Genomic DNA, 14142 nt, shown 5'->3' on the forward strand with positions numbered 1-14142 from the left:
GCTACAAATCACCTCCATACTGGATATCCCCTGTAAATCTTCTAAATTTCCGGCGCGGCTTCGGTCTCCAGATCAACATCCAGCGGTAGAGAATTGTCTTTGGGACTACCTTCCACCCCCTTGGACTCAGAGGGTGGTACAGGGGACGTTCCCAGAGAAGCTTTATCCGGTGAAGGTTGGTCAGTGGGGGTAAGTAGATCTTGCAGTAGATTTGGCCTGCTTTCATCCTCCGCTGTGCTCTCTAGGTCCACTGTCTTTTCTAGATCCACTGTCTTTTCTAGATCAAGTGGATCAATAGGTTGCAGAACTTTAGGAAAATCGGCTGGATCAGGAGACAAGGTAGGAGAGATAGCTTCAGGAGTAAGGCTTGCCTTGGATGTGCCCCTCCGTGCCGGATCTGGACGTACTGGCGTTTGTTCCATAGGAGGCGCGATGGTTTCCGACCGACCTTTGGTCATCGCATCCGGCGGTGCCGTCACCTCGGGTAGCATCACAGCATCCAATCCCGTCGCCTCAGATCCCGTCACCTCAGAACTATCCCCCTTTGTGGGCCACAAGTCTGACGTTGCCTCCACAGGAACCTCGGGAGCTTTTGGGATTGGATTCCCAGGATCCTCAGGAGTTTTCAGATCGCTATCCGCCGTCTCCAGATCCTGCGGCTCCTTCTCCTCTAGATTGTCGCCACTCTGATCTTCCGGTGTCGCATTCTCTTCAGGTTCAGACACGGGAGGTGTGTAGTTGGGATCCACCAAGACTCGGGCTTGAGCAAGGGGAATCTCCCCTCGAATCAACTGGGATAGCCCATCTTCCCCACCGGGTTCATAGTCAATCACCCGCACCGCCGTATTGAACACATTGTCAATGCCTTGCCCCGTTTCATCAATTAGCTCCAGCTTGACCCAGTTTTTCCCTGGCCTGAAGCCCTGGAGATAGATAGGCTGCCAACGGTCAAAGATAAAGCTGTTTCCGTTCACCGTACAGCGAATGCGCCAATCCGCGATCGCGTCATCCCCCTCCACCACCAAATGCAACGGCGCATTCGTCAGATGAAAGTCCAATAAAATCGGCTCCGCCCCATAATGCCCCTGGGGATTGTTGTAGGTCAGCAGGGGCGCACTGCCATCGACCCGATGGGCAGGAGTACTAGTAAACACATCAAAACTCACCTGATCAAAAGCCCCCTCATTTTTAAAGCTTTCGTCCCAGGGACGGACCGCAACAGCCCTGAGGGTGTGGGTGCCCGGTACCAGGTCATCAAAAACGAGGGGAGTATCCAGATCATAGACAGCCTGAGCAGGCTGATCGTCCAGAAACAGATGGACATGAGGCCCCAAACCCAAATTTGCATCCTTATATATAGGTAAATCCCGGACTCGCACCCGCACCGTTGCCTGGGTCTGGGTTAATACCTCCTGATCCTGGGGAGTCAAGATCCGCACCTGGGGCTCATACACATCCAGAAAGGGCTTCAGAGTCTGAATCGCCTCAGGGGGAGAAACCTCCGTGAGGGGGCCAACCAGGACATTGGTAGCAGTGGGCGCATCGTCCGGACTCAGGAGCACTTGGGGCGTCATGGCACGATCAGCCCCACAGCCCCACAGCCCCAGGGCCAGAACTAGGGTCGCCAGAAGTGCGACCAAAGACCGGCCCCTCAGGGCCATCGCTCCCCGTACCGCTAACACTCCTGCCCGTTTCCACCCCGTAATGACACCCATACCCTTCTCCATACTGATATCCCTACTGCCCTAATTCCCTCTTTACTAATCACCTTACGCCAACCCTGACGCCTCAAGAGTCAAGGACAAAAGCACAGGGCAGAAATCTAGATTCAAAGATCTGGATTCACAAATCAGGAATCCAAAGATCAAGCATTCAAAGATCAGGATCCACTATTGAGGCATCACCCCCAGCCCTAAAGCCAAAGCATAGAAAAAATCAATACCCGCAATAACTGGAACCATAGCCAATCCATAGGACCCATTAAGATCCATTGGATAGATGGCAATTCGATCCCAAGCAATGTTCATCCTGGCAATGTTTGTTGACAGAGCGTTACAGAAAGTCGTAATTCCTTCGGATTTGCCACTAAAAGATCCCCTTTAGAGATTGAGAATTGTTAATAGAGTGGGTTGCAGGTTCATTTTTAATGCTGTCTCCACCCCTGAAATCCAGTCTGGGCAATGATTTCCCGGGTTTGAAATATTGTTAACCTCCGTTCAGATCGATGAAGACCGGAGACTATAATGCTCAACAGCAACTGTCGGCTGAGTGCTTGATACCCCGTGGTCCTGTTGACTTGGGGCATTCCATCAAAGGACTGGCACAAGGCTTTATATTTGTGTTTGCTCGTTTGTCTAGAGAGAGGAGAGTCTCCATGACAACTACCCCGCGCGAGCGGGAGGCGAAGGTTAAGGTTGTGGTTGATACGGATCCGGTTCCTACTTCATTCGAGAAGTGGGCCAAGCCAGGTCATTTTGACCGGACCCTAGCTAGAGGCCCCAAGACCACAACGTGGATCTGGAACCTCCACGCTGACGCTCACGATTTCGATAGTCATACCAGTGACTTAGAAGATATTTCGCGCAAGATCTTTAGTGCACATTTTGGCCACCTGGCCATTATCTTCATCTGGTTGAGCGGCATGTATTTCCATGGCGCTCGTTTTTCTAACTACGAAGCTTGGATGACTAACCCCACGGGCATCAAGCCCAGTGCTCAGGTTGTCTGGCCCATCTTTGGCCAAGAGATCCTGAACGCTGACGTGGGTGGCGGATTCCAAGGGATTCAGATTACGTCCGGTTTCTTCCAACTGTGGCGGGCCTCCGGCATTACCAACAGCTACCAGCTCTACTGCACCGCCATCGGTGGCCTTGTGATGGCTGGCCTCATGCTGTTTGCTGGCTGGTTCCACTACCACAAAAAAGCTCCCAAGCTTGAGTGGTTCCAGAATGTGGAATCCATGATGAACCACCACCTAGCAGGCTTGCTTGGGCTGGGTTGCTTGGGCTGGGCAGGTCACCAGATCCATGTCTCCCTGCCTATCAATAAGCTGCTGGATGCAGGCGTGGCACCGCAGGATATCCCCCTGCCCCATGAGTTCATCCTAGATAAGAGCTTGATGGCGGAGCTGTACCCCAGCTTTGCCCAGGGCTTGACCCCCTTCTTTACCCTGAATTGGGCGGCCTACGCTGACTTCCTCACCTTCAAAGGGGGATTGAACCCTGTAACTGGTGGTCTTTGGTTGTCAGATACGGCCCACCATCACCTAGCCCTAGCGGTTCTGTTCATCGTCGCAGGGCACTTCTATCGCACGAACTGGGGCATTGGCCACAGCTTTAAAGAGGTGCTGGAAGCCCATAAGGGTCCCTTTACCGGGGAAGGTCACAAGGGCATGTACGAGATCTTTACGAACTCCTGGCATTGCCAACTGTCGTGGAACCTCGCTTGGATGGGCTCTCTGTCCATTCTTGTTGCCCAGCACATGTACTCCATGCCCCCCTATCCGTACATTGCGACGGATTACCCCACTCAGTTGTCGCTCTTTACCCACCACATGTGGATTGGCGGCTTCTTGATTGTGGGTGCGGGTGCCCACGCAGCAATTTTCATGGTGCGGGATTACGATCCAGCCACCCATGTAAACAACCTGTTGGATCGGGTGCTGCGCTCTCGTGACGCCATCATTTCCCACCTGAACTGGGTCTGTATCTTCCTCGGCTTCCACAGCTTTGGGCTATACATCCATAACGACACCATGCGGGCCTTGGGGCGTCCCCAAGACATGTTCTCGGACTCCGCAATTCAGCTACAGCCGATCTTTGCCCAATGGATCCAAGGTATTCATGCAGGGGCAGCGGGTGCAACAGCTCCCCATGCCCTAGCGAGCGTGAGCCCTGCCTTTGGCGGTGACGTAGTGGCGGTGGCCGGTAAGGTCGCGATGATGCCTATCACCTTGGGTACGGCGGACTTCATGGTCCACCATATCCATGCGTTCACCATCCATGTGACCGTGTTGATTCTACTGAAGGGTGTCCTGTATGCCCGCAGTTCTCGCCTTGTACCCGATAAAGGCGAGTTGGGATTCCGGTTCCCCTGCGACGGCCCTGGCCGTGGCGGTACCTGTCAGGTATCTGGTTGGGACCACGTCTTCCTAGGACTGTTCTGGATGTACAACTCTCTATCCATCGTGATCTTCCACTTCAGTTGGAAGATGCAATCTGATGTTTGGGGAACGGTTTCCGACAGTGGTGCGGTATCTCATATCACCGCTGGCAATTTTGCCAACAGCGCCATCACCATCAATGGTTGGTTGCGTGACTTCCTGTGGGCGCAAGCCTCTCAGGTCATTGGTTCCTACGGTTCAGCTTTGTCTGCCTATGGCTTGCTGTTCCTGGGTGCTCACTTTGTCTGGGCATTTAGCCTGATGTTCCTGTTTAGCGGTCGCGGCTACTGGCAGGAGTTGATTGAGTCCATCGTTTGGGCTCATAGCAAGCTGAAGCTAGCCCCGGCAATTCAGCCTCGTGCCCTGAGCATCACTCAAGGTCGGGCTGTTGGGGTAGCTCACTACCTCCTGGGGGGAATTGTGACCACTTGGTCATTCTTCCTGGCGCGAATTATTGCCGTTGGATAAGAGCGCGGAGGACTCATTAACACGCTATGGCGACTAAATTCCCGAAATTTAGCCAAGCACTGGCCCAGGATCCGACAACTCGTCGGATCTGGTACGGGATTGCCACGGCCCACGACTTTGAAAGCCACGATGGCATGACGGAGGAGAATCTTTACCAAAAGATCTTCGCCTCCCACTTCGGTCATCTAGCAATCATCTTCCTGTGGACCTCGGGCAACCTCTTCCACGTTGCTTGGCAAGGCAACTTCGAACAGTGGATCAAGGATCCCCTGAACATCCGTCCCATCGCCCACGCGATTTGGGACCCCCATTTTGGCCAACCTGCGGTGGAAGCCTTCACCCAGGCGGGCGCATCTAGTCCGGTCAACATTGCTTATTCCGGTGTGTATCACTGGTGGTACACCATCGGTATGCGCACCAACGCCGACCTGTACAGCGGAGCTGTATTCTTACTGCTGATGTCTGCGGTCTTCCTGTTCGCAGGGTGGCTTCACCTTCAGCCCAAGTTTCGACCCAGCCTGTCTTGGTTCAAAAATGCCGAATCTCGGTTGAACCATCACCTGGCAGGTCTGTTTGGGGTCAGCTCCCTGGCTTGGACCGGTCACTTGGTCCACGTTGCAATTCCTGAAGCTCGGGGTCAGCATGTGGGTTGGGATAACTTCCTGTCCACACCGCCTCACCCTGATGGGCTCCTGCCTTTCTTCACAGGGAAATGGGGAGTCTATGCCCAGAATCCGGATACCGCTGACCATCTCTTTGGCACCAGCCAGGGTGCGGGCACGGCTATCTTGACCTTCTTGGGTGGCTTCCATCCTCAAACGGAAGCAATGTGGCTGACGGACATTGCTCACCACCACCTCGCGATCGCGGTGCTCTTCATCATTGCGGGTCACATGTACCGGACTAACTTCGGTATTGGCCACAGCATGAAGGAGATCATGAATGCCCACAATCCTCCGAAGGGCACTCCCTTTGGCGGCATGATTGGGGAGGGGCATAAGGGTATCTACGACACCTACAACAATTCCCTCCATTTCCAGTTGGCTTGGCACCTCGCTTGTCTAGGGGTTGTGACCTCTCTGGTGGCGCAGCACATGTACTCGCTGCCCTCCTACGCTTTCATCGCGAAGGACTTCACGACTCAGGCGGCGCTGTACACCCACCACCAGTACATTGCTGGATTCATCATGGTAGGGGCCTTTGCCCACGGGGCAATCTTCCTGGTCCGCGATTACGATCCGGCTGCTAATAAGAACAACGTCCTCGACCGCGTTCTTCAGCACAAGGAAGCGATCATCTCTCACCTGAGCTGGGTTTCTCTATTCCTGGGTTTCCACACCCTGGGGCTGTACGTCCACAATGACGTTGTGGTTGCCTTCGGTACCCCCGAAAAGCAAATTCTTGTGGAGCCTGTGTTTGCTCAGTGGATTCAGGCGGCGCACGGCAAGCTGCTCTATGGGTTTGACACCCTGCTGTCTAATCCTGACAGCATTGCTTCCACCGCTTGGCCCAACAACGGCAACGTGTGGTTAGAGGGCTGGCTCAACGCGATCAACAGTGGCAGTAACTCCCTGTTCCTGACCATTGGCCCTGGGGACTTCCTGGTCCACCATGCGATCGCACTAGGTCTGCACACCACCACCCTGATCTTGGTGAAGGGTGCCTTGGATGCTCGCGGCTCCAAGCTCATGCCGGACAAAAAAGACTTCGGCTATAGCTTCCCCTGCGACGGCCCTGGCCGTGGCGGCACCTGCGACATCTCTGCGTGGGACTCCTTCTATCTGGCCATGTTCTGGATGTTGAACACTATTGGCTGGGTGACCTTCTACTGGCACTGGAAACACTTGAGTATCTGGTCTGGTAACGTCGCTCAGTTCAATGAAAACTCCAACTACCTCATGGGCTGGCTCCGGGATTATCTGTGGCTCAACTCCTCGCAGTTGATCAACGGGTACAACCCCTACGGCATGAACAACCTGTCGGTGTGGGCCTGGATGTTCCTCTTTGGACACCTAGTCTGGGCTACGGGCTTCATGTTCTTGATCTCCTGGCGGGGCTACTGGCAGGAACTGATCGAGACCATCGTTTGGGCTCATGAGCGGACTCCCCTGGCGAACCTGGTTCGCTGGAAGGATAAGCCAGTGGCACTGTCCATCGTTCAGGCTCGTGTGGTGGGCCTAGCTCACTTCACGGTGGGGTATATTCTCACCTACGCCGCCTTCCTGATAGCTTCGACCTCAAGCCGCTTTGGTTGACGAGGCTGTCGGTTAGGTAAATAACTAGAAACCCTCCTATTGCCTTCGGGCTAGGGGGGTTTCTAGGTTTGAGCGGTTTGCACGGCCCCCTTAGCCCCATAAATCTGTCCCTAGGTTCTTGCCTCGCTTCAAGGATCCTGTTTGAATAAAATCAATTCAGAATGAACTTTTATTAAATGAGGATGCCCTATGTACATTGTGCAGGTTGCCTCGGAGTGCGCTCCGGTGATTAAAGCGGGGGGATTGGGGGACGTAGTGTACGGCCTCAGTCGCCAGTTGGAATCCCAGGGTCACTGTGTCGAGCTGATTCTGCCTAAGTACAACAACATGCGCTACGACCACATCTGGGGGTTGCACCAAGCCTATCTAGGGCTGTCGGTGCCTTGGTATGGCGGGGCGATTGACTGTACAGTGCATTGCGGCTGGGTGCATGGGCGGCTGTGCTTCTTCATTGAGCCCCATTCCAGTGATATGTTCTTCGATCGGGGCACCTACTACGGCTGTGATGACGACCCTATGCGCTTTGCCTTTTTCAGCAAAGCTGCGCTGGAATTCCTGCTCCAGAGCAACAAACGCCCTGATGTGATCCACTGCCACGACTGGCAGACGGGCCTAATTCCCGTGATGCTCTACGAGATGTACCAGTATTCCGGCATGGAGTACCAGCGAGTGCTCTACACCATCCACAACTTCAAGCACCAAGGGTTTGGCGGATCGGAAATTCTCTGGGCCACGGGGCTCAATCGAGAGGAGCATTACTTCCACTACGACCGCTTGCGAGACAATTTCAACCCCTTCTCTCTCAACTTTATGAAGGGAGGCATTGTCTATTCCAACTACGTCAACACGGTTTCCCCCCACCATGCTTGGGAAGCCCACTATGGCACCTGTAGTTTTGGTCTAGGTGACACGATTCATCGACACCAGCAGAAGTTTTGCGGCATTCTCAACGGGGTCGATTACGGCATCTGGAACCCGGAGACCGACACCCACATTCCCCACCCCTACAGCCTCAGCACCTTTGAAGACAAGGGGATAAACCAAAAGGCTCTGCGGGAACGGCTACTCCTACGAATGGCGAATAAGCCCATCGTCGCCTATGTGGGTCGCCTAGATGACCAGAAAGGGGTGCATCTGGTTCACCATGCCATGTACTACACTCTCAACCGGGGCGCGCAATTTGTCCTACTGGGGTCTGCAACCGATCGCCAGACAAATGACTGGTTCTGGCACGAAAAGCGCTTCCTCAACGACAATCCCGATATCCACTTGGAACTCAGCTTCAACGAGGAGCTGGCCCACCTGATCTACGCCGGGGCGGACCTGATGGTGGTCCCCAGCAACTTTGAGCCCTGCGGCCTGACCCAACTCATTGCGATGAAGTACGGCACCGTACCCATCGTGCGCGGGGTGGGTGGCCTGGTCAGCACTGTCTTTGATTGGGATTACGACCCCAACCATCCCCCGGAGGAACGGACAGGGTTTGTGTTCTACGAAACGGACAACTATGCCCTGGAGTCGGCCCTAAATCGTGCGCTGGATCTGTACTACAACGAGCCGAAGGTGTTTCAACAGCTTGCGCTCCAGGGGATGCAGTATGACTATTCTTGGCGCAATCCGGCGGTGGAGTACGTTGAGATCTATGACTTGATCCGTCACAAATGGGATTAGGCGATCGCGCTCATCCCCGCTCTGTTGCCCATGGGGACAGCGAGTAGACTGAAGTCATTCCCTCAGGAAGTCACCTATGAGCCAGCGGACAGCGGACAAGGTACGCTGGACAGCGGCAGATTTAGATCTGTTTCCAGACAACGGCAATCGGTATGAAATCATCGATGGGAATCTCTTGGTGACTAGAGTCCCAAACTGGAGGCATCAAAAGGCAAGTACTCGGATGAGTACGGCTCTGGATACTTGGTGTTTAGAAACGGGCCTAGGCGAGGCGGTGCAGGCTCCTGGTGTGATTTTTACTGATGCTGATAATGTGATTCCCGATGTGGTTTGGGTCAGCCAAGAGCGGCTATCCCTGTTACTAGATGAAGCCGGACATCTGACTGCGGCTCCGGACTTGGTTGTAGAAGTGCTGTCTCCCGGCGAGGAAAATGAGAGGAGAGACCGCGCTCTGAAGCTCAAGCTCTATTCTGAACGGGGTGTTCAGGAATACTGGATTGTGGGTGCGACGTGAAAGCTGTACCTGCTGACTGAGAGGCCGTCCTCTCTGGGGAATTCTTGCTCCCCATCGTCCCGTAACGGGGTCAATGACCCTGCCTACGTTGCTAGTAAGTAATGAACGCAATGGAATGCAAGGCACGCAAGCACGACCTCTGGCAGCCTCCATCTGGAGAGAGTGCAAGACGAAGACTGTGAAGGGTTAACGCGAGTGAATCATCGTAAGTGTCGTCACAGTAGCCGAGTGAAAGAGGCTGAAACACTCTGACCAAAAGGTAAGTGGGTGGGCGGTCAAAGTCTACGAGTTGACCGTGCAGGAACCGAACTCCCACCGGCATATAGATGGAACCCCCCACAGTCGCAGGTCACAGGTAGGGAACACGGTAAGCCCGATAGGGTCTGAGGCCAGGTCGATAGCCTCAGTAAGCCAGTCTGTAAAGGCGGCAGAACTCCCTAGCGGGTAAAGGAAACTGGAGAAAGCGAAGGCTGTGGGTAATGCCGCAGATAGGGGTTCAAGCTTTGCCCCGGACTGAAAGGTCGCAGACTTCCAGTGGGTCTTCACCGATAAACCACTGTAAAGGAACCTAATCGTGAGTGAAAGATAGAGTCGGCAACGACATCGGAACTACGACAGCGCAAGTGGACTGGCACAGCATCGTCTGGAAGTCGGTCAACAAGCGGTTGCGGAACCTGAGACGGCGAATTTACCGGGCGAGCCAACAGCAGCAGTGGAATCGGGTGAGAAGCCTGATGAAACTGATGCTACGGAGTCATGCCAACCTGTTGTGGTCGGTGCGACGAGTCACCCAACTGAATGCCGGACGCAAGACGGCGGGCATTGATGGTTATACCGCCCTAACACCCGCCCAGCGGGTGCACCTGGTCCATCAGATGTCGGCCTATGCGCCCGGTCAGGTGCGTCCAGCCCGACGGATATATATTCCCAAGGCTAAGGGTAAACAGCGTCCCCTGGGGATCCCTTGCGTCCTTGACCGAGTGGCCCAAAGCCTGGTCAAGAATGCCCTGGAACCCAGTTGGGAAGCTCGCTTTGAGGCACATAGCTATGGGTTTCGGCCCGGACGCAGTGCCCAGGACGCTATCGACCAAACGTGGATTCGCCTCAACCAAGGCCATGACAGTTGGATTCCTTACAGGGTGACAACCCCCCTAGAGAGCTTGCTGGATAAGGGATAGAGCGTGAAAACCTCGCTGAAAATAGCGGTGTTTATGGGGTTTAAGGGCCACCAGCTTGAGCGCCCAATCGGCCCATAAATCCATGGCATAGAGCCATCGTTGCCCATAGAGACTGAAGCTAAAGTCACTGTGCCGTGGAGCCTTATCTTGGTGCTCTTGGAGACGTCCGGCATACTGAGCTAGCTTGGCCTCCTGCATCCACTGGCCGTGGAGAGTCGCCAAACTGTAAGCCAGAGCGATCAGTAAAACTAAGGCTAAGAATCGGGTGTCATTGACCTTGGTATCCTCCAAGTTATAGCCCCCAGTCTTAAAGTCTTTGAAGAGCTGTTCAATGCCCCAGCGACATCGATAGACCGCTAACGCTTGCTTCAAGGTGGGCAGATTAGTCAGGATATACCACGGTTCCTTCGGCCCCTTCTGGCGATAGGAGCGCTTCCAATACACCGCTAAATTAAACGGGCCAATACCATCGCCTTTGTTGCACAAAACTCCCTCATAAAATCGAGACTGGCCCGGTTTGAAGCCAACGTTTTTGAGGACTTGATAGTCGGTATCGGTATCGGTCTTGAAATGGAAGTCCTTTTTCTGTCGGAGTGCAAAGGACACCCCGCGCTGATCCAACCATTCCGCCAGTTTAGGGCTATGGAACTCCCGGTCACCCAGCAGTAGAACCGGGTAGGACTTAAACAAGGACAGGGCCGCTTTCAGCAGTCGCCGTTGCGTTTTCAGGTCACTCGTACCCGCCCGCCCTAAACGCTCCCAATAGACGGGTAAAGCATGAGTCCCCCACACCACGCTGACCATGAATATATTTCGCCCTTTCCATTCCGTGCGGTCCATTGCCAGAATCCAATAGCCGTGTTTATGGTGTTTGAGCGTTCTCAGACGACGGCGTTGGTCACGGTTCAAGCCCCGTCCCGTTTCCACTTGGCGGATCCAATATTTGAGCAGTGGAAACCACAGCACCTTGAGCGTGAGTTTGGGTAAGGCTAAAAAGCGTTGTAAGTTCCGTTTGCGACTTTGATACTGAATGGGCTGAGGAAAGACGCTGGCTAAGACGGAGAGTTTGACTTGGCGATGCGCTTGTAGCAATAACAACAGTAACTGGAAGGTCAAGTACTGTTTTTCATTGAGATGGGTGAGAAGGGTAGTTTGGTAGAATGTAGGGAACATATTTGGTTGGGGGAGCTGTACTGAGGCTCCCTTTTTTTTGTCCCCTCCATTATCTCAAAACCCTGTACCGTATGACGTTGAGTGCCCTTGTCACCCGTTAAGGTCAAAGTCAAAGGCACCGCCTCTCCGGATGACCCTGACCTGCACGACTACTGGCAACACCGTCAACAGCGGCATGGCAAGCGATACTGGAGTCGAGGCTCCACGTATTATCGACTGGCCCAAAGTCAGCAATGGCGGTGCCCTGTCTGTGGTGAAGGGCTCGTCAATGGCGAGGAAGTCCATGCTCATCACCGCTCTCCTGTCCAGGCGGGTGGTTTGAGTCAGGACGAGAACCTACAATTGCTCCATCAGGCCTGTCATCGGCAGGTACATGGTCAGGCCAAAACACCTGTTGGCTCACAGAGGGCTTGAGCCGGATGAGAGGAAACTATCAAGTCCGGTTCTTAGGGGGGAGAGGGGCAGCGATGTCTTTCTCTCCTACCCAACAACATTGGCAAAAAGGACAGTTGGAGGTCTATCGCCGAGAGCAGATGCAATTGAGGCTGGTAACGACCCTATTTGCCTCAGATGTACTAGTCAGTCCCCTGCTGCCTGGTTTTGCCTATCCCGTGGCACAAATATTTCACTGAACTAGGGGCTGTGGACAATCAAAGCCAGATTCCTTCCTTCAATCGGAAAACCCAAAATTATTAGGTCAATAGAAATTCAATAATGGCCTGGGCGATCGCAGAATTTCCCTCCCGATCCAGGGGTATCTCACTTTGGGGTGGGGTGGGGGTGGCTTGGAGGAAGGACCAGTCTCCGGCAAAAAATGTCTCGGCACAGAGGACTTGGTGGGGATGGTGGGCCTGGATGCCGGAGATCAGCAGGGGGCTTTCGGCAAAGTCGTCGCGGGTGATGGTCACTAAGGGAATACCCAGGCGGCAGGCTTCGGAAAAGGTGCTGAAGCCCGGTTTTGACACCACCCGTCCACAGAGGGGCATGAGGTCTACGGGACGGTAGCTGCGAGGGTCAAGGTCCGACCCCAGGGGGACATTTTGGATCTGTCGCACATTGGCCAGGGGGGGAGCCTGGAGATCAAAGGTGATGAACTGCCAGTCGGGAAAGGTGCTTAACCCGGCGTAGGGAATTTGGGCCAAGCCCAATCCGCCAAAGGTGAGCAAGACTGTCTTTTCCACCGGGGCGGTGATGTCCCACCGCGATCGCAGATGGTCTTCTCCATACCGAGGACTGCCCCCGGTCAACCCGACATCGGTGACGTGGGGAAAGGCTGCCATGGACTCATGGAAAGGGAGGCGAAAAAGGTGATCGCACTGGCTAAAGTGTCCCTGAATCCAATCGACTACGGCGGCAAACTCGTCCCCCCAGGGTTGATAGATAAAGTCCCAGCCGAAATTGCTCATCATCCAGCAGGGCACTCCGGCCCGATGGGCTAGGGGGACTGCCAAGGGAGGGATATCCCCTAGCACCAGCCCCACCCCCGCCGAGTTTAGGAATTCCGCCTCTGCGACCACTAGGTCCGTCGCCTTGGTCTGGAGGGTTTGGAGAGCCGTCAAGGTGGCGGACTTGTCCATGGTGAGGCTATCGGCTTGGATTACCCCCACGTCAAAGGCCCGCGATCGCAGTTTGTACGGCCCCGCCATGTAAGACTCCAGGAGCCAGTCAGGAGCCGTTGTCGCCAGAATAATATCGATCTCCGGGCAGAGCGTCTGCACCGTAGCCGCCACAGAGGCCGCCCGAGTGGCATGGCCAAAACCGTGGTTGGTAATCGCAACGTAGAGAACAGGGCGCGGCATTGCTAGACTCGTACTGGACGGCAGAAATAACTCACATATTTAGTGGAGCAGGAGCCCTTGTGAGACAAAGAATTTCTTTTCATCCTTCTGCCTTCTTACTTCTGCCTTTCTCTACTAGTCGCTCTGGCTATCCGACAAACCTAAATCCTCTAGATCCGAGAAATCCAGATCATCGCTATCCTCCTCCCGCAGTTCTTCACTGTCAGGGGGTAAAGGTATGGATGCCGCACCATCACTCTCGGGCTCATAAATCACCGTCGGTAGCCCCGCCCCCTGTAGTCCCTTAAGAATGCGATCGGGGCTCTCAGGAAAAACAACAAAGAGGGGTCTGACCACATCGGCACCATCGCTGAGGAGATGTTCATGGCGGGCGGGTAGCATCCATTCATAGCCGCGATCCAGCAGAATTTGCGTCCGTCGCCACCGCATCAACAGATCTGAAAAGTCCTCCTGGGGACGATGGATCAGAATAAATAATTCCACCCCAGTTTTTATCTTCCACTCCGGGTCACACATCAGCAGCACGACATCGCAGGGCAAAGCTACGGCTTCCCCAGCGGAGAGGGTGCCTGCCTCAATGGCAACACCTTGAATCGACTGTCGTACCCGAATATTAGGTAGGGGAATCGTGACAATACTTTCCTTGGGCCGTCGCATACTGGGAATCGCTTCCAAATACGGACGGTATTGTTTCAACAAGGCTAAGGCCCCGCTGTACTCACTACAGGTGGAGAGCAGCGTCTCGTACTGAACCTGTTGGACAGCCATGGTGATGACAAACAGCAATTAAGGTGGGCAATGGCTGCATTCTAGCGAACACTCTGCGCGATCGCCGCTCCGGTTAAGCATCTGTCTATAGTTATAGCTTTGGCCAATTTGCATCAGATGCGGGTACCGCTCTAATGCGTTGTGCCCCAGCAAA

12 protein-coding genes are annotated in these 14142 nt (G+C 54.3%); 7 read left to right on the forward strand and 5 right to left on the reverse strand.

Annotated features, from left to right (window positions below; genetic code table 11):
- Positions 1-41 precede the first annotated feature (41 nt).
- Together LEP6406_RS30620 and LEP6406_RS33090 are read right to left on the reverse strand one after the other, a co-directional pair.
- A complete protein-coding gene (locus LEP6406_RS30620; protein WP_008309318.1) occupies positions 42-1715 on the reverse strand; it encodes a hypothetical protein in 1674 nt (557 codons plus the stop codon).
- A 174-nt stretch (positions 1716-1889) separates the two neighbouring features.
- Positions 1890-2027, reverse strand: a complete 138-nt coding sequence (locus LEP6406_RS33090; protein ID WP_155834741.1) for a hypothetical protein — start codon at positions 2025-2027, stop codon at positions 1890-1892.
- A 347-nt stretch (positions 2028-2374) separates the two neighbouring features.
- Here LEP6406_RS33090 and psaA point away from each other — a divergent pair, with 347 nt between their 5' ends.
- The 5 genes from psaA (at position 2375) to LEP6406_RS29195 (ending at position 10248) form a co-directional block, all read left to right on the forward strand.
- Positions 2375-4630 (forward strand): photosystem I core protein PsaA, encoded by a 2256-nt coding sequence (gene psaA / locus LEP6406_RS0221470; protein WP_008309320.1) that lies wholly within the window; start codon positions 2375-2377, stop codon positions 4628-4630.
- 26 nt (positions 4631-4656) lie between these two features.
- Positions 4657-6885, forward strand: coding sequence for a photosystem I core protein PsaB (gene psaB, locus LEP6406_RS0221475; protein ID WP_008309321.1), 2229 nt, complete (start codon positions 4657-4659; stop codon positions 6883-6885).
- A 189-nt stretch (positions 6886-7074) separates the two neighbouring features.
- Complete coding sequence (glgA, locus tag LEP6406_RS0221480; protein WP_008309323.1) at positions 7075-8556, forward strand: glycogen synthase GlgA; 1482 nt, start codon at positions 7075-7077, stop codon at positions 8554-8556.
- Between the two features lie 76 nt (positions 8557-8632).
- The gene (locus LEP6406_RS0221485; RefSeq protein WP_008309325.1) at positions 8633-9070 is read left to right on the forward strand and encodes a Uma2 family endonuclease; all 438 of its coding nucleotides are present in this window, start codon (positions 8633-8635) and stop codon (positions 9068-9070) included.
- A gap of 578 nt (positions 9071-9648) precedes the next feature.
- The gene (locus tag LEP6406_RS29195) at positions 9649-10248 is read left to right on the forward strand and encodes a reverse transcriptase N-terminal domain-containing protein (protein WP_081748121.1); all 600 of its coding nucleotides are present in this window, start codon (positions 9649-9651) and stop codon (positions 10246-10248) included.
- Here LEP6406_RS29195 and LEP6406_RS0221495 read toward each other — a convergent pair.
- The gene (locus LEP6406_RS0221495) at positions 10222-11421 is read right to left on the reverse strand and encodes an IS4 family transposase (protein ID WP_027269333.1); all 1200 of its coding nucleotides are present in this window, start codon (positions 11419-11421) and stop codon (positions 10222-10224) included. The genes LEP6406_RS29195 and LEP6406_RS0221495 overlap by 27 nt on opposite strands.
- 81 nt (positions 11422-11502) lie before the next feature.
- Between LEP6406_RS0221495 and LEP6406_RS35720 the strand changes: the two genes are divergently transcribed.
- Together LEP6406_RS35720 and LEP6406_RS33095 are read left to right on the forward strand one after the other, a co-directional pair.
- Positions 11503-11835, forward strand: coding sequence for an HNH endonuclease (locus LEP6406_RS35720; RefSeq protein WP_081748122.1), 333 nt, complete (start codon positions 11503-11505; stop codon positions 11833-11835).
- A gap of 53 nt (positions 11836-11888) precedes the next feature.
- Positions 11889-12053, forward strand: coding sequence for a PDDEXK family nuclease (locus tag LEP6406_RS33095; protein ID WP_155834742.1), 165 nt, complete (start codon positions 11889-11891; stop codon positions 12051-12053).
- 60 nt (positions 12054-12113) lie between these two features.
- Here the strand turns inward: LEP6406_RS33095 and LEP6406_RS0221510 are convergent, their stop codons facing one another.
- Positions 12114-13220, reverse strand: a complete 1107-nt coding sequence (locus tag LEP6406_RS0221510) for a hypothetical protein (RefSeq protein WP_008316732.1) — start codon at positions 13218-13220, stop codon at positions 12114-12116.
- Between the two features lie 114 nt (positions 13221-13334).
- Positions 13335-13988: a hypothetical protein gene (locus LEP6406_RS0221515; protein ID WP_008316731.1), complete on the reverse strand. Its 654-nt coding sequence runs from the start codon at positions 13986-13988 to the stop codon at positions 13335-13337.
- Positions 13989-14142: the final 154 nt, after the last annotated feature.

This window comes from Leptolyngbya sp. PCC 6406 (assembly GCF_000332095.2).
In the GTDB taxonomy this organism is placed as follows: Bacteria; Cyanobacteriota; Cyanobacteriia; order Phormidesmidales; family Phormidesmidaceae; genus PCC-6406.